Here is a 15,003-nt window from a genome sequence, read left to right on the forward strand (position 1 = left end):
AATTCATCTCCATAATATGACCTTATATCATCGATATAAAATATAATTTTAATTAAGATGCATTGTTGAATATATATAAATAACAGTATTAATTATAAAAACCAAATATTATATTATTTTGTTATGCGTTATATGCATCCGCTAGAAATAGCCATATTAGTCAATACATTCAATATGTGATCTTGGTAACGTTTAAAAATCCATAAAACAATATATATTCAAAGAACAGAAACCACTCTCAAGAACGGAATCTGTTACATACAAAATATAAATCAAACATATGGATTATATATATAAGGAAGATAACCATTGAATCTCTATGATATCATCATATTAACACATGGTGACGCAGGTAAAGAGTTATTAAACAGTAGTGAAATGATTGTTGGCAAAACGAAAAATACAACGGCTATTTCTCTGATCATCGGGATGTCACCAGAAACGTTAATGGAGCAAACAAGGAAAATACTCAGACCCAATATTAAAACCGTTATTCTTACCGATATATATGGTGGAACACCATCAAATGTAGCGACGGTTCTCTCCAGAGAATACCCTATTCATTGTATTAGCGGCGTAAACCTTGCCATGCTGCTTGAAGCGAATATGTTACAAGACTCCGATAAAGAAATCACCATCGAAGAATATGTTCAATGTATTCATGATGCCGGTAAAGATATGGTTCAAAGTTATCAATTTAATAAAGGATAATAGAGTATGAGTATAGTACATGCCCGCATTGATTATCGCCTAATTCATGGACAGGTTATCACCAAATGGCTGAAAAGGAGCAACGCCGATAAAATAATTGTTATTGATGACGAATTATATAATGATCCTTTTTTAGCCGAAGTTTATAAAATGGCGGCCCCCAGCGGCATCGAAGTAATCATGACATCCATTGAGGAAACGACAACCCGCTGGAATGAGAAAAATTTCCATACTGGCAAACTTTTAATCCTTTTCAAATCTATTGATTCAGCATTAAAGACTATTCAGGGCGGATTAGAACTTGAAGAGTTGCAAGTAGGCGGCATAGAAAACATCCCTGGCAGAAAAATCGTCTTTAATCAGATATCAATAAATAAAGAAGATGCAGAAAAACTACAAGTCATAGAAGACAGGAATATTAAAGTTTATTTCCAGACTATCCCAGAAGAAGAACCAGCCAGTCTGCAAAAAATAAAGAATAAGTTACCTTAAAAAGGAGAGGAACTTATGGGCGTTTCTACAGCAATATTGATTGGTTTAGTTTATTGGATATCACAAGCGAAGGTATGGTATGGCTTTTCAATCATGCGCATGCCGTTATCTATTGCCCCCATTATGGGAATTATCTTTGATGATATGCCGACTGCATTATCAGTCGGTGCGACATTACAGATGATCTATATAGGAAGTATTGCTCCTGGTGGGAACCCGCCAGCAGATGAGGGATTGGCCTCCTGCATCGCTATACCTATTGCTCTTACTGCGGGGATAAAACCTGAAATAGCTATTTCGTTGGCAATCCCAATAGGTTTATTAGGGGTTGTCCTCGAAAACGTTCGTAAAACGGTTAATACCACATTTGTTCATATGGCCGATCGCTATGCCGAAAAAGCAGATATCAAAGGGATTCAGCGGGTAGCAACTATCTATCCTATTCTGTTGGCCTTCCCTATGCGCTTCGTTCCTGTTTTCGTTGCCTGTTTGTATGGCCCAGATGCTATTTCCTCATTTGTCAAACTGTTACCCTCCTGGACCACCAACGGCTTAGCTATCGCTGGTAATATTCTTCCAGCATTAGGTTTTGCTATCACTATCATTGTGATCGGGAAAAAACAATACATCCCGTTATTCATCATTGGTTTCTTCTTGGTCACATATTCAGGGTTAAACACCATAGGGATATCCATTTTTGGTTTATGTGCTGTTCTCTTATACATGCAATCAAAAACTGCGAAAGGAACACAAAATGGCTAATAATATCGACTTAAAGGAAGTCGAAAGCTCACCAATTACGAATAAAGATGTGCAGATTGTCTGGTTAAAATGGCATGCTTTCTCGGAAACATCATTAAATTTTGAACGGTTACAGGCTCTAGCCTTTTGTAATTCAATGACAGGGATTTTAGCTAAGCTATACCCGAATAAGAGGGATCTTTCAAAAGCGTTACAGCGCCATTTGACGATGTTTAACACACAAGCTAACTGGGGCTCAGTGGTAAACGGCATCACTATCGCACTAGAAGAAAAAGCATCCCAGGAACCTGAAGAACAGCGGACAGCCACAACCCAATTAGTGACCAGTTTAAAAACGGGGCTAATGGGTCCAGTCTCAGGTATCGGGGATACGTTAGATTTTGGCACATTGCGACCTATTGTTATTGGGGTATGTATTCCTTTTGTATTGCAAGGGTACGTATTAGCCGCATTACTGCCATTGATCTATCAAGTTGTCTATATGTTCTTCGCTAGCCGATTTGCACTTAATATTGGCTATAAAAAGGGGAAAGAGTCAATTTTAGAGATACTCCACTCTGGCAGTATCCATAAAATTATTGAAGGCGCAGGTATGTTCGGCCTGTTGATGATGGGGGCGCTTTCTGCCACTTATGTAAAGATTAAGACACCACTACATATTACTACTGGTGGGGGGAATACTATTGTCCTGCAGGACATGTTAGACAAAATTGTGCCTAACTTACTCCCCCTGGTTGCGGTTCTCGGTATTTATATATACATCCAGAAGTGTGGACCGCATTTCCTACGAATACTGGTAGCAATCCTCTCTTTAAGCCTTATTTTTTCATTCTTCGGTTTATTGTAATATGAAAAAAATACTTATAACGCCAAGGCCCTTTCTTAGTAAGGGGCAAAAATATCTGGATGAATTACAGGCAGCAGGTTATATCGTCGAATGTAATACGAGCGGAGAACGTTTTAGTAAAGAAGAGTTGATGGTAAAAATTAAAGATGCCGATGCTATTATTACAGGCAACGACCCTTTAGATCAAGACGTTATAGATTGTGCGAAAAAACTAAAAGTAATCTCAAAATATGGTGTTGGTTTAGATAATATAAACGTTGAGTATGCGAACAGCAGAAATATTGTGGTGCATAAAGCACTCAACGCCAATTCTGTATCGGTAGCAGAAATGGCTATTCTAATGATGCTATCCAGTGCCAGAAAGTATGTTGAAATCGAACAACAGGCTAAATGCAGTAATGATGTAAGATTGGTGGGTACTGAGTTACATAAAAAGACATTAGGGCTGATTGGCCTTGGTGCTATTGGCAAACATGTAGCCCACATCGCTAACGCTATGGGTATGGAGATCATTGCATACGACCCTTATATCAATCAGAGTCAGGTTTTTCCGTATATAAACTTTAAAGAGTTAGATGAGGTGTATCAGCTCAGTGATGTTATCTCGCTTCATTTGCCTTTACTAGATAGCACCAGGCACATGATTGATCAGCACGCATTCGAAAAAATGAAACCTTCCGCAATATTAATAAATACTGCACGAGGCGGTTTGATTGATGAAGATAGTTTATACAATGCTTTAATTACTCATAAAATTTCTTTTGCTAGTGAAGATATTGAACTTAAAGAACGAAAAGAAGAAACAAAACAACTCATGAATTACTCGATCACGCCACATGCGGCTTCGTTTACTCAGGAAGCAGATCTTAACACAATTCAAATCTCGATTAAAAATGTTACCAACGAACTGGAGAAAAGATAATGAAAGAACTTAAGGGAATTATTACTGCGATGGTGACACCTTTTGATGAAACGGAAAAAATGGATATCCCGGCAGCAAGAAAGATGGCTCGCTGGTTAGTCAATAATGGTGTTCATGGATTATTTATTTGTGGCACCAATGGTGAATTTCATCTGTTATCAGATGATGAAAAAGTAGAACTCACCAAAGCAGTTGTTGATGAAGTGGGTAATGACGTAACTATTTGCGCCGGTGCCGGTTGCTGTAGCACACAGCAAACTATTGCTCTGACTCAACGACTCGTTGATGCTGGCGCAGATTACATTTCAGTTGTAACCCCCTACTATCTGGTGCCTAATCAGGAAGATTTATATAAACATTACTATGATATTGCGGCCAGCACAGCAGCACCTATTATTCTATACAATCTCCCAGGGCAAACGGGCCTAAGTATTGAATACGAAACAGCGAATCGCCTGGCTGATATCGATAATATCGTGGCAATCAAAGATAGCAGTGGAAAATTTGAAGTACAAAAACAGTACCTTGAGATTTCAAAACACAAAAATTTTAAAGTATTGAACGGTTCAGATTCGCTGATGCTTGATGCATTTAAAGAAGGTTCAGTTGCCAGCGTCGCAGCCACATCAAATGTTTTACCGAAGATTGAAGTGGATTTGTATAACTACTTTATCGCGGGGCAGTTGGATCAAGCACAGGAAGAGCGTAATAAGATCGATGCGCTGCGTATGAACATTAAGAAAATGACCGCACCTGCAGTAATGAAAGAGGCTCTTAACTTAATGGGGATCACCGCAGGCATTACCAGAAGACCAATACATATGCCGAATGAAATCATCACTCAGGATATCAAAGAGATGCTGGCAGCCTATAATCTCCTGCCACAATAAGTTATACCGACAGTATTCGGCTGCATTAAGGTGACATGTTTGCCCAGAAACCGGGCAAACATGTCACCTTGTCAGGCGCAGGGGCATCAATCACTTCGGCCCCCCACCCCACAACACCAGAGAGGCAAAAGCAAACCTGGCAGAGGAAAGCGTGATAGCAGTTTGAAGTATCAATGAGACATAAAAAACCCCGGATTTTCATCCAGGGTTTATCAGCATTTCCAGGTCGGCGGAAGATTACGCTTCGATCGCCGCACGCAGTTTTTTCATGGCGTTCTTTTCAAGCTGACGAACACGTTCAGCAGAGACGCCGTAGCGATCGGCCAGTTCTTGCAACGTCGACTTGTTGTCTTCGTCCAGCCAACGGGCGCGAATGATGTCCTGGCTACGCTCGTCCAGACCCTCCATTGCGTGGGTCAGTTTGTTCGCGGCCTGATCTTCCCAGTTATCTTCTTCAATGCCGTCGGCAAAGTTAGATGATTTATCCTGCAGATACAGAACCGGCGCCATCGGCTGGCTGTCAGACTCGTCGTCTGAAGACATGTCAAACGTCATGTCCTGCGCCGCCATACGGGATTCCATTTCGCGCACGTCTTTGCTGGAAACACCCAGCTCACGAGCAACCATTTCAACTTCGTCCTGATTGAACCAGCCCAGACGCTGCTTGGTTTTACGCAGGTTAAAGAACAGCTTACGCTGCGCTTTGGTGGTCGCGACTTTTACGATACGCCAGTTACGCAGAACGTATTCGTGGATCTCAGCTTTGATCCAGTGCACGGCGAAAGAAACCAGGCGCACACCCACTTCCGGGTTGAAACGGCGCACGGCTTTCATCAGGCCGATATTGCCTTCCTGAATCAGATCCGCCTGCGGCAGGCCATAGCCCGCATAATTACGAGCAACATGAACAACAAAGCGCAGGTGAGACAGGATCAGCGTTTTAGCTGCTTCCAGATCGCCCTGGTAATGCAGCTTTTCAGCAAGTAGCCGCTCCTCGTCAGCCGACAACATCGGCCACGCGTTCGCAGCCCGGATGTAAGATTCCAGGTTACCAACAGGGGCTAAAGCTAAATTTTGCATTTCTTTGGTCATTCAAATCCTCTCAATCTTTTCATCTGACGCGTTGGCTAAAACCAATAGCAACAACCATGCCAGAGCTTATGAGCAACGAGAATATCATTCAATCTTTTATCAGACAGTGATTTTATCCACAAGTTCCATGTCGTAATGTGTATAGATTACGCACAAAATGTGACATCACAATGAATACGCTGGGAAGAGATAACAGGGACTCTTTCCCTGCAGAGCGAACTACTCAGTGCAGGGAAAGATTATACCAGAGATTTTTTAATCGGGGGTAAAGTGGCGTAAATGTTGAACCGTGGCAAGCCAGGCTGCCACCCAGCCAATCATCGAGCACACCAGCAGCAATAACAGGCATTCGTCGAATGATAAGCCGTTGATATCAAACTTAGTTCCAAAAACCTGCGCCACCTCAGTTACCGCTGACGACAGGCGCATCACCAAAATTTCTGACAAAATCAGTGAAAGAAATGCGCCGGAAAAACCGAGCAGCGCACCGCCGTAGAGGAACGGACGCAGGATAAACCCATCCGTCGCGCCAATCAGTTTCTGCACGTTAATGGTATCGCGACGCGCAAAAATACTCAGCCGCACACTGTTACCGATGACGAGGAAGACCGCCGCTACCATCAGCACGCCAATCATCGCGGAGACGCGTCCGACAAGGCCCGTCAGCGCCGCCAGACGGGCAAACCAGCTGTCATCCATGCGCACTTCATCAATACCGTTGATTTGTGCGATACGGTCGCGCAGCGTGTTCAGCGACTCCGTGCCCTGGAAGTCCAGTTTCGGGATAACTACCGCCACGGCCGGTAGCGGGTTCTCTTCCAGCATATCCAGCGCGCCGCCAAAGCCGGACCAGTTACGGAATTCGCCCAGCGCGTCATCGCGGGAAAGATAATTCACTTTCTCCACGCCCTGCTCGGCCTGCAACTGACCAACCACCCGCGCCGCTGCATCATCATCCAGCGTTTTTTGCAGGTAAACGGTGATCTGCGGAGAAGGATAATACTGGCTTGCCGCATGGTCGACGTTCTTATAAACCATGTAGCATACGCTTGGCAGCGTCAGGGAGATGGCAATAACCATCACCGTCAGGAACGTCGCCAGCGGCTTGCTTTTCAGGTCCTGTAACGCGCCCTGGAACGCGTAGCGTACCTGCTCGTTAAAGACATTGGTTTTACGCGAGTTCGGCTTTGGCGCGGCTTTCGCCCGCTTTGGCGCGTTACGACCGCCATCTCCCGGCGCGCCGCCCGATTTACGGAAGCGATCCAGTCGGCCACCGAACTGTTTGATTTGATTAATAGCGTCACGTCTATTCATGGGCCAGGCCTCCATGCAGATGTCCATCGCTCAGAACCATTTGGCGATAGGAGCGACGGGAGATCAGGCCAATATCGTGCGTGGCCATTAATACCGTGACCCCGACGCGGTTAAACTCTTCAAACAGGCGAAGGATCCCTTCCGACAACGCGTCATCCAGGTTCCCTGTTGGTTCATCCGCCAGCAATACCGCCGGTTTGTTCACCACCGCACGGGCGATGCCCACGCGCTGTTGTTCACCGCCGGAGAGCTGAATAGGGAAGTTTTTCGCTTTGTCCAACAGTCCGACCTTATCCAGCGCCGCTGACACGCGACGACGAATATCGTCCCCGCTGGCGCCCGCGATGATCAGCGGGATTGCCACGTTGTCAAACACGGTTCTGTCCATCAACAGATGGTGATCCTGAAAAATCATGCCAATCTGACGACGCAGAAACGGCACTTCACGGTTTTTCAAACGGCTGATGTCATGCCCGCTGAAGTAGATTTTCCCGGCGCTGGGCCGTTCAATTCCACAAATCAGCTTCAGCAGGGTACTTTTCCCCGCACCGGAGTGGCCGGTCAGAAATGCCATCTCGCCAGGCTGCATATGGAAGGTAACTCCCTGCAGCGCTTGTCTCCCACCGAGATAGGCCTTGCTGACATGTTCAAAGCGAATCATTGTTAATCCTCTCGGGCAAAAAGTGCCTCTATAAAATCGTCCGCTTTAAACGGACGTAAATCCTCGATACGTTCGCCTACACCGATATAGCGGATAGGGATGCCAAACTGATCGGCAACCGAGAAGATGACCCCGCCCTTCGCCGTACCGTCCAGCTTAGTCAGGGTGATACCGGTTAAGCCCACCGCTTCATGGAACAGTTTGGCCTGGCTTATCGCATTCTGCCCGGTGCTGGCGTCGATAGTCAGCATAACTTCATGCGGCGCATCTTCGTCGAGCTTCTTCATGACGCGAACGATTTTTTTCAATTCTTCCATCAGGTGCGATTTGTTCTGCAAACGCCCTGCGGTATCAGCGATCAGCACATCTACATTACGCGCCTTCGCCGCCTGGATGGCATCAAAGATGACGGACGCGGAATCCGCGCCGGTATGCTGAGCAATCACCGGGATGTTGTTACGCTGACCCCAGACCTGCAGCTGCTCTACCGCCGCCGCACGGAAGGTATCGCCCGCCGCCAGCATCACCGATTTACCCTGCTGCTCAAACTGACGCGCCAGCTTTCCGATAGTGGTGGTTTTACCCACGCCGTTGACGCCAACCATTAAGATAACAAACGGCGTCTTGCCATCAACATTCAGCGGTTCTTCCACCTTCGCCAGAATCTCGCCCATCTCTTCTTTCAGCAGGCCGTACAGCGCTTCCGCGTCTTTGAGCTGCTTACGGCTGGCACCTTCCGTCAGATTTGCAATAATCTTGCGGGTCGTTTCTACGCCCACGTCGGCAATCAGCAGTTGCTCTTCCAGCTCTTCAAACAGATCATCGTCGATCTTTTTACCACGGAACAGACTGATAAATCCGGAACCAAGGTTTTCTTTTGTTTTCAGGAGGCTGCGTTTCAGACGCGCAAAGAAACCTTCTTTCGTTGGTTTTTCCTGCTCCTGGACTCCCTCTTCTTCTGTCGGTGCTTCTACGGCAGGTTCTTCTACCGGCACCACCATCACGGCTTCTTCAACTGCCTCAGCCGCCAGCGCCTGCGCTTCCAGCTCTTCATCAGCCAGGTGCGGTTCGTTTTCGGCTTCCTCTTCAACCGCCTCAACGATTTCCACGGTTTCCGCTTCGGCCTGCCACTCTTCGGCAGAAACCTCTTCGGTTTTCACCTCTTCCGGCAGCGGCAATTCTTCGCGTTCGATAACCGTCGCCGCTGGCGTTTCCACAACAGGTTCAGCAGCGGGTTCAGCAACCAGCTCAATCTCCGGCTGCGGTTGTTCGGCAACAGGTTCTGCTTCCGGCTGCAGTTTTTCGATTTCCGCAACCTGTTCAGTCACTTCAACAACTTCAGCTGCAAAAGCTTCCGTTTCCGCCTCGCTACGGGTTTCCTCGGCGCGCGGCTGTTCGTCAACGACGGTAGTTTCTTCAGCAACCGGTTGTTGTTCTTCGTTTTTTAATTCTGTCTCGTTTTCCGGTGCCTGCTCTTTTTGACCAAAGCCCAGCCAGGAAAAAAAGCCACGTTTTTTCTCTTTCGCCATTTGCGACTACACTCCCCCGCTGTTGCTTCATGGCACAGCGTCAACGCTATGTACATAGCAGCTAAAAAAATGATGAAATAGTCTATCACTTATACCCAATGAATTTCGAGTTACGTCAAGGCGGCAAGCGCACGAATCCCGATGAGCTTACTTTTAGTAAGTGATTCGGGTGAGTAAGTGCAGCCAACGAAGAGGTAACTTGAAAGGCGACGGGTTAACTTAACTCACATCACCGCCTGGAATGACACGTCAGCAGCGGATTGAGCAATAATTGAAATGAAAAAACCGAATCACTCTGGTAGCGGCCAGATCCGCATTATTGGCGGTCAATGGCGTGGCCGTAAACTCCCGGTTCCGGATAGTCCCGGTCTGCGCCCAACCACCGACCGCGTACGCGAAACCTTATTTAACTGGCTGGCCCCGGTAATGGTCGATGCTCACTGCCTGGACTGCTTCGCCGGCAGCGGCGCGCTGGGGCTGGAAGCCCTCTCTCGCTATGCGGCAAATGCGACGCTTCTGGAAATGGATCGCGCGGTATCACAGCAGCTACAAAACAATCTCGCCACGCTGAAAGCTCCCCATGCCCGGGTCGTCAACACCAATACCCTGACATTTTTGGCCCAGACGGGTACGCCGCATAACGTGGTGTTTGTTGACCCGCCGTTTCGCAAAGGATTACTGGAAGAAACATTAACTCTTCTGGAAACTCATGGCTGGCTGGCAAATGAAGCGTATATTTACGTTGAAAGCGAAGTAGAAAACGGTTTGCCGCCGGTTCCGGTGAACTGGTCGCTGTACCGCGAAAAAGTCGCCGGACAGGTCGCCTATCGCCTTTACCAACGTGAAGCACGAGGAGAACACGATGCTGATTAACCTGGGACGCCTGCTGATGTTGTGCGTCTGGGCATTTTTACTACTCAATATTTTCCAACCCTTTCCACGCCCGCTTAACATCTTCGTTAACGTCGCACTGATTTTTATGGTGCTGATGCATGGCATGCAACTGGCGCTGTTAAAAAGCACCATGCCTAAAGATGGCCCGCAGATGACCCGCGGAGAGAAAATCCGTATTTTTCTGTTCGGCGTCTTTGAGTTACTGGTTTGGCAGAAGAAGATTAAAGATCAGTTGAAAAAGTAACTGTGATCTTTTCGCCCGGCGGCGCTTAGCAGGCCGGGGCGACAAAATCTCCAGGCCGGACAAAGCATAAGCCGCCATCCGGCATCAGTCAGATGAAACCTTAGCGTTCACTGTAAAATCAACAAAACGCGAACCTTTATAACTCAGCGTTCCCTTATCCCCGACCGTTAACGCATGGTACTGCTGGGCATCCAGACGAAACGTCTGCTCGAAGCCGCCACTTTGTGGCTTAAAACTGACTTCATAGCGCATGCTGGTCCCCGCCGGGCTCACTTCCTGCTGGCGGGATCGCCGATCGTTAAGCGGTTTTTCCCGTTTGTTACTCACCACCACCTGCTTTTGCACTAACGGCGCAGTATCATTATCGGCTTTTTCACGCCGCTGCTGAACGAAGCGAAACGACGCAGCAACAACGATTAATACAATGATAACAATGAAGAAAAGTGGTGGTTTGCTCATATTATTAACCCATCAGAAAATGCGGAAATAAGCATACATTGCCTGTTATGGTGTTGTCATCTGGCAGTGTCGACCTCTACACTGAACAGTAGAGCCGTGAGCACCCCGCTTACGAAAAAATAACGAATTCAAGGAACTAAGATGCTTTGGTCGTTTATCGCTGTCTGCCTTTCCGCATGGTTGTTCGTGGATGCTTCCTATCGTGGGCCCGCCTGGCAACGCTGGGTCTTTAAACCCCTAACCTTACTCCTGCTGGCGCTGCTGGCCTGGCAGGCGCCAATGTTTAATGCTGTCAGCTATCTGGTGCTGGCTGGCCTGCTTGCCTCGCTGCTGGGCGATGCGCTGACGCTGTTACCGCGCCAACGCCTTTTGTATGCCGTGGGGGCATTCTTCCTGTCGCATCTGCTGTATACCATTTACTTCGCCAGCCAAATGACGCTGTCGTTCTTCTGGCCTTTGCCGTTGGTGCTGGTGGTGCTGGGGGCGTTGCTGATTGCCGTGATCTGGACGCGACTGGAAGAGCTACGCATCGCTATCTGTACCTTTATTGGTATCACGCTGATGATGGTCTGGATGGCTGGTGAGCTGTGGTTCTTCCGCCCGACCGCTCCGGCGCTGTCGGCCTTTATGGGCGCATCACTCCTGTTCATCGGCAACATTGTCTGGCTGGGTAGCCATTACCGTCGCCGCTTCCGCGCCGATAACGCAATTGCTGCCGCCTGCTACTTCGCCGGACATTTCCTGATTGTTCGTTCGTTGTATCTTTAAAACGCTTGACTCTGGAGTCGACTCCAGAGTGTATCCTCCGGTTAATATGAAATGATTATCAACCGGAGGATGCCATGTCGACACCCGATTCCAGTGGCAAAAAAGCCCCACAATTTTCTTCTTTCAAGCTAACGCCTGCGCCACAAAAGACTGACGACTGCTGCTGCGAAGGAAGTTGCGCCACCCCACCACCCGTATCCGGTACCGTAATGGGTACCCGCTACTCCTGGAAAGTGGCAGGCATGGACTGTGCAGCCTGCGCCCGAAAAGTGGAGAATGCGGTCCGCCAGGTCAACGGCGTCAACCAGGTCCAGGTTCTGTTCGCCACCGAAAAACTGGTAGTCGACGCGGGTTCCGATATCCGCCTGCAAGTTGAAAGCGCAGTGCAAAAGGCAGGCTATACCCTGCGCGATGAGCAAGCGCCAGACGCCGCCCCCGAGTCGCGGTTTAAAGAGAACCTGCCGCTGATTTCGCTGATTATCATGATGGCGATTAGCTGGGGGCTGGAGCAGTTCAATCACCCCTTTGGCCAGATAGCATTTGTCGCCACCACGCTGGTAGGTTTGTATCCGATTGCCCGTCAGGCCCTGCGTCTGATGAAAACCGGCAGCTACTTTGCCATTGAAACGTTGATGAGCGTGGCCGCCATTGGCGCACTGTTTATCGGCGCGACGGCCGAAGCCGCCATGGTCCTGCTGCTGTTTTTAATTGGCGAACGCCTGGAAGGATGGGCCGCCAGCCGCGCCCGTAAAGGGGTCAGCGCACTGATGGCGCTCAAGCCGGAAACCGCCACGCGCCTGCGTAACGGCGAGCGCGAAGAGGTTGCTATCAATACTCTCCAGCCAGGCGATGTTATCGAGGTTGCCGCGGGTGGGCGTTTACCTGCCGATGGCAAGCTGGTCTCCGGATTTGCCAGCTTTGATGAAAGCGCCCTGACCGGCGAATCGATACCGGTTGAGCGCGCCACCGGCGAGAAAGTCCCGGCGGGCGCCACCAGCGTGGACCGTCTGGTAACGCTGGAAGTACTCTCCGAACCGGGTGCCAGCGCCATTGACCGTATTCTGAAATTGATTGAAGAAGCGGAAGAACGCCGCGCCCCCATTGAGCGCTTTATTGACCGTTTCAGCCGGATTTACACCCCAGCCATTATGGCGGTTGCGTTGTTGGTCACCCTTGTACCACCGCTGCTGTTTGCCGCATCCTGGCAGGAGTGGATTTATAAAGGGCTGACGCTGCTGCTGATTGGCTGCCCATGTGCGCTGGTGATTTCCACACCCGCCGCCATTACCTCTGGCCTTGCCGCCGCGGCACGTCGTGGCGCGTTAATCAAAGGCGGGGCCGCGCTGGAGCAGTTGGGTAGGGTAACGCAGGTCGCGTTTGATAAAACCGGCACCCTGACCATCGGTAAACCGCGCGTCACGGCGATTCACCCGGCAAGCGGTATTGGCGAGGCAGAACTGCTGGCGCTGGCGGCAGCAGTAGAGCAAGGCGCGACGCATCCGCTGGCGCAGGCGATTGTTCGGGAAGCCCAAACGCGCGAACTGACTATCCCTGTCGCAAAAGATCAACGGGCGCTGGTTGGCTCTGGCATTGAAGCACTGGTCAACGGCGAACGCGTGCTGATTTGCGCCGCCGGTAAGCAGCCTGCCGATGCTTTTGCCGGGCAGATAAGCGAGCTGGAAAGCGCGGGTCAAACGGTGGTGCTGGTGCTGCGTAACGATGCCGTTCTCGGCGTGCTGGCCCTACAGGACACGCTGCGCGACGACGCCCGTAGCGCCATCAGCGAGCTTAATCAGATTGGCGTGAAAGGGGTGATCCTGACGGGTGATAACCCGCGAGCGGCAGCAGCTATTGCCAGTGAATTGGGTCTCGAATTCAAAGCGGGTCTATTACCGGAAGATAAAGTACAGGCCGTTACCCATCTTAACCAACAGTCGCCGCTGGCGATGGTCGGCGACGGCATCAACGACGCTCCGGCAATGAAAGCAGCCACCATTGGCATTGCGATGGGAAGCGGGACCGATGTCGCGCTGGAAACCGCCGATGCCGCCCTGACCCACAACCGCCTGCGTGGTCTGGTGCAAATGATTCAGTTAGCCCGCGCCACCCACGCCAATATTCGCCAGAACATTGCGATTGCGCTAGGCCTGAAGGGGATTTTTCTCGTCACCACGCTGCTCGGAATAACCGGACTGTGGCTGGCGGTGCTGGCAGATACGGGGGCGACGGTACTGGTGACCGCTAACGCGCTGCGGTTACTACGTAAAGGATAATGCGTCTGTGCCGGACGGCTGTTGCATTAGCGCCATCCGGCTAAGATTACTGGCCTTTGCGCACCAGATAGCGGTACGGCAGAGAGTCGGTCTCTTTTGCTACCAGCTCATGCTCCATAAAGGTACAGAAGCCGGGAATGTCACGGGTTGTCGCCGGATCGTCGGCGACAATCAGCAGCGTTTCACCCGCTTGCATGCCGCGCACGGTTTTACGCACCATCATTACGGGTTCCGGGCAGCGCAGCCCTTGGGCATCAAGAGTATGGTCGGGAGAGGTAAACAGATCGCTCATCGTAGTCTCGTTCATTCAAAAACGGCGTTATTTTACGCTCTGTTGTGGCGTAAGCCAATCAGGTTAACGATTGCGTGAAAAACAACCATTGCAATGTGCTCTTAAAGCAGTATCATGCGACGGTTTTTTATTGGGTTCCCTCACCCCATCCAACAAAAAGGTCACAATATGACTCCGTTTACACAATCTCAACGCGTAAAAGCGTTGTTTTGGCTATCGCTATTTCATCTGCTGGTGATCACCTCCAGCAACTATCTGGTGCAGCTACCGATCTCCATTTTTGGTTTCCATACCACATGGGGCGCTTTCAGCTTTCCGTTTATTTTCCTCGCGACCGATCTGACCGTGCGTATTTTTGGCGCACCGTTGGCACGACGTATCATCTTTGCGGTAATGATCCCTGCGCTGCTGATCTCCTATGTCGTTTCATCACTGTTCTATATGGGATCGTGGCAGGGATTCGGCGCACTGCTGCACTTTAATCTGTTTGTCGCCCGTATCGCCGCCGCCAGCTTTATGGCTTACGCGCTGGGTCAAATTCTGGATGTGCATGTCTTTAACCGCCTGCGTCAGAATCGTCGCTGGTGGCTGGCGCCAACGGCTTCGACGCTGTTTGGCAACATCAGCGATACGTTAGCCTTCTTCTTTATCGCTTTCTGGCGCAGCCCGGATGCCTTTATGGCCGAGCACTGGATGGAAATCGCGCTGGTCGACTACTGCTTCAAAGTGCTGATCAGCATTATTTTCTTCCTGCCAATGTACGGCGTGCTGCTGAATATGTTACTGAAAAGGCTGGCAGATAAATCCGAAATCTCTGCATTGCAGACGAGTTAAAGGTTCATTTTCCGAGTTG

Annotated in this window: 17 protein-coding genes; 11 read left to right on the top strand and 6 right to left on the bottom strand. The window is 49.4% G+C overall.

Annotated elements, in window-relative coordinates:
- Positions 1-309: 309 nt before the first annotated feature.
- The 6 genes from ABIE10_RS18270 to dapA are packed head-to-tail and all read left to right on the top strand — an operon-like array spanning position 310 to position 4,624.
- Entirely contained in the window at positions 310-711 is a 402-nt protein-coding gene (locus ABIE10_RS18270) for a PTS sugar transporter subunit IIA (protein WP_047501419.1), read from the top strand.
- Between the two features lie 6 nt (positions 712-717).
- Entirely contained in the window at positions 718-1,203 is a 486-nt protein-coding gene (locus tag ABIE10_RS18275; RefSeq protein ID WP_103766958.1) for a PTS system mannose/fructose/N-acetylgalactosamine-transporter subunit IIB, read from the top strand.
- A 15-nt stretch (positions 1,204-1,218) separates the two neighbouring features.
- A complete protein-coding gene (locus ABIE10_RS18280) occupies positions 1,219-1,965 on the top strand; it encodes a PTS mannose/fructose/sorbose/N-acetylgalactosamine transporter subunit IIC (protein WP_047501416.1) in 747 nt (248 codons plus the stop codon).
- On the top strand, positions 1,958-2,812 hold the full coding sequence (locus tag ABIE10_RS18285; RefSeq protein ID WP_429156513.1) for a PTS system mannose/fructose/sorbose family transporter subunit IID: 855 nt from the start codon (positions 1,958-1,960) through the stop codon (positions 2,810-2,812). Before ABIE10_RS18280 ends, ABIE10_RS18285 begins: the two co-directional genes overlap by 8 nt.
- Position 2,813: 1 nt before the next feature.
- A complete protein-coding gene (locus ABIE10_RS18290) occupies positions 2,814-3,734 on the top strand; it encodes a phosphoglycerate dehydrogenase (protein ID WP_153689935.1) in 921 nt (306 codons plus the stop codon).
- Complete coding sequence (gene dapA / locus ABIE10_RS18295; protein WP_049283119.1) at positions 3,734-4,624, top strand: 4-hydroxy-tetrahydrodipicolinate synthase; 891 nt, start codon at positions 3,734-3,736, stop codon at positions 4,622-4,624. The genes ABIE10_RS18290 and dapA overlap by 1 nt, the downstream gene beginning before the upstream one ends.
- Positions 4,625-4,861: 237 nt before the next feature.
- On the opposite strand, the gene rpoH is transcribed toward dapA, so the two are convergent.
- The 4 genes from rpoH to ftsY form a co-directional block, all read right to left on the bottom strand.
- Complete coding sequence (rpoH, locus tag ABIE10_RS18300; RefSeq protein WP_005121585.1) at positions 4,862-5,716, bottom strand: RNA polymerase sigma factor RpoH; 855 nt, start codon at positions 5,714-5,716, stop codon at positions 4,862-4,864.
- Positions 5,717-5,971: 255 nt separating this feature from the next.
- Positions 5,972-7,030 (bottom strand): permease-like cell division protein FtsX, encoded by a 1,059-nt coding sequence (ftsX, locus tag ABIE10_RS18305; RefSeq protein ID WP_016154839.1) that lies wholly within the window; start codon positions 7,028-7,030, stop codon positions 5,972-5,974.
- A complete protein-coding gene (gene ftsE, locus ABIE10_RS18310; protein ID WP_003023420.1) occupies positions 7,023-7,691 on the bottom strand; it encodes a cell division ATP-binding protein FtsE in 669 nt (222 codons plus the stop codon). Before ftsE ends, ftsX begins: the two co-directional genes overlap by 8 nt.
- A gap of 2 nt (positions 7,692-7,693) precedes the next feature.
- Positions 7,694-9,220, bottom strand: a complete 1,527-nt coding sequence (gene ftsY / locus ABIE10_RS18315; RefSeq protein ID WP_429156518.1) for a signal recognition particle-docking protein FtsY — start codon at positions 9,218-9,220, stop codon at positions 7,694-7,696.
- 276 nt (positions 9,221-9,496) lie between these two features.
- On the opposite strand from ftsY, the gene rsmD reads away from it, so the two are divergent.
- Positions 9,497-10,093 (top strand): 16S rRNA (guanine(966)-N(2))-methyltransferase, encoded by a 597-nt coding sequence (gene rsmD, locus ABIE10_RS18320; RefSeq protein WP_016157666.1) that lies wholly within the window; start codon positions 9,497-9,499, stop codon positions 10,091-10,093.
- Positions 10,083-10,358, top strand: coding sequence for a DUF1145 family protein (locus tag ABIE10_RS18325; RefSeq protein WP_016154842.1), 276 nt, complete (start codon positions 10,083-10,085; stop codon positions 10,356-10,358). The genes rsmD and ABIE10_RS18325 overlap by 11 nt, the downstream gene beginning before the upstream one ends.
- A gap of 84 nt (positions 10,359-10,442) precedes the next feature.
- On the opposite strand, the gene ABIE10_RS18330 is transcribed toward ABIE10_RS18325, so the two are convergent.
- A complete protein-coding gene (locus ABIE10_RS18330; protein WP_016154843.1) occupies positions 10,443-10,817 on the bottom strand; it encodes a DUF2500 domain-containing protein in 375 nt (124 codons plus the stop codon).
- A gap of 141 nt (positions 10,818-10,958) precedes the next feature.
- Between ABIE10_RS18330 and ABIE10_RS18335 the strand changes: the two genes are divergently transcribed.
- Together ABIE10_RS18335 and zntA are read left to right on the top strand one after the other, a co-directional pair.
- The gene (locus ABIE10_RS18335) at positions 10,959-11,585 is read left to right on the top strand and encodes a lysoplasmalogenase (RefSeq protein WP_016154844.1); all 627 of its coding nucleotides are present in this window, start codon (positions 10,959-10,961) and stop codon (positions 11,583-11,585) included.
- A 74-nt stretch (positions 11,586-11,659) separates the two neighbouring features.
- Positions 11,660-13,858, top strand: a complete 2,199-nt coding sequence (gene zntA / locus ABIE10_RS18340) for a Zn(II)/Cd(II)/Pb(II) translocating P-type ATPase ZntA (RefSeq protein WP_429156522.1) — start codon at positions 11,660-11,662, stop codon at positions 13,856-13,858.
- A gap of 46 nt (positions 13,859-13,904) precedes the next feature.
- Here the strand turns inward: zntA and tusA are convergent, their stop codons facing one another.
- Positions 13,905-14,150 carry a sulfurtransferase TusA gene (gene tusA / locus ABIE10_RS18345; RefSeq protein ID WP_003827551.1) on the bottom strand — a complete coding sequence of 82 codons (246 nt, stop codon included), beginning with the start codon at positions 14,148-14,150 and terminating at the stop codon, positions 13,905-13,907.
- Positions 14,151-14,318: 168 nt separating this feature from the next.
- Between tusA and ABIE10_RS18350 the strand changes: the two genes are divergently transcribed.
- The gene (locus ABIE10_RS18350; protein ID WP_019078120.1) at positions 14,319-14,984 is read left to right on the top strand and encodes a 7-cyano-7-deazaguanine/7-aminomethyl-7-deazaguanine transporter; all 666 of its coding nucleotides are present in this window, start codon (positions 14,319-14,321) and stop codon (positions 14,982-14,984) included.
- Positions 14,985-15,003: the final 19 nt, after the last annotated feature.

The organism is Citrobacter sp. 506 (assembly GCF_050434985.1).
GTDB classification, from domain to species: Bacteria; Pseudomonadota; Gammaproteobacteria; order Enterobacterales; family Enterobacteriaceae; genus Citrobacter; species Citrobacter braakii.

Bases quoted from the DNA above. Each gene is read 5' to 3' on its own strand.
- ABIE10_RS18275 (WP_103766958.1), top strand. From the start codon at position 718: ATGAGTATAGTACATGCCCGCATTGATTATCGCCTAATTCATGGACAG.
- ABIE10_RS18280 (WP_047501416.1), top strand. From the start codon at position 1,219: ATGGGCGTTTCTACAGCAATATTGATTGGTTTAGTTTATTGGATATCA.
- ABIE10_RS18285 (WP_429156513.1), top strand. From the start codon at position 1,958: ATGGCTAATAATATCGACTTAAAGGAAGTCGAAAGCTCACCAATTACG.
- ABIE10_RS18290 (WP_153689935.1), top strand. From the start codon at position 2,814: ATGAAAAAAATACTTATAACGCCAAGGCCCTTTCTTAGTAAGGGGCAA.
- dapA (WP_049283119.1), top strand. From the start codon at position 3,734: ATGAAAGAACTTAAGGGAATTATTACTGCGATGGTGACACCTTTTGAT.
- rpoH (WP_005121585.1), bottom strand. From the start codon at position 5,716: ATGACCAAAGAAATGCAAAATTTAGCTTTAGCCCCTGTTGGTAACCTG.
- ftsX (WP_016154839.1), bottom strand. From the start codon at position 7,030: ATGAATAGACGTGACGCTATTAATCAAATCAAACAGTTCGGTGGCCGA.
- ftsE (WP_003023420.1), bottom strand. From the start codon at position 7,691: ATGATTCGCTTTGAACATGTCAGCAAGGCCTATCTCGGTGGGAGACAA.
- ftsY (WP_429156518.1), bottom strand. From the start codon at position 9,220: ATGGCGAAAGAGAAAAAACGTGGCTTTTTTTCCTGGCTGGGCTTTGGT.
- rsmD (WP_016157666.1), top strand. From the start codon at position 9,497: ATGAAAAAACCGAATCACTCTGGTAGCGGCCAGATCCGCATTATTGGC.
- ABIE10_RS18325 (WP_016154842.1), top strand. From the start codon at position 10,083: ATGCTGATTAACCTGGGACGCCTGCTGATGTTGTGCGTCTGGGCATTT.
- ABIE10_RS18330 (WP_016154843.1), bottom strand. From the start codon at position 10,817: ATGAGCAAACCACCACTTTTCTTCATTGTTATCATTGTATTAATCGTT.
- ABIE10_RS18335 (WP_016154844.1), top strand. From the start codon at position 10,959: ATGCTTTGGTCGTTTATCGCTGTCTGCCTTTCCGCATGGTTGTTCGTG.
- zntA (WP_429156522.1), top strand. From the start codon at position 11,660: ATGTCGACACCCGATTCCAGTGGCAAAAAAGCCCCACAATTTTCTTCT.
- tusA (WP_003827551.1), bottom strand. From the start codon at position 14,150: ATGAGCGATCTGTTTACCTCTCCCGACCATACTCTTGATGCCCAAGGG.
- ABIE10_RS18350 (WP_019078120.1), top strand. From the start codon at position 14,319: ATGACTCCGTTTACACAATCTCAACGCGTAAAAGCGTTGTTTTGGCTA.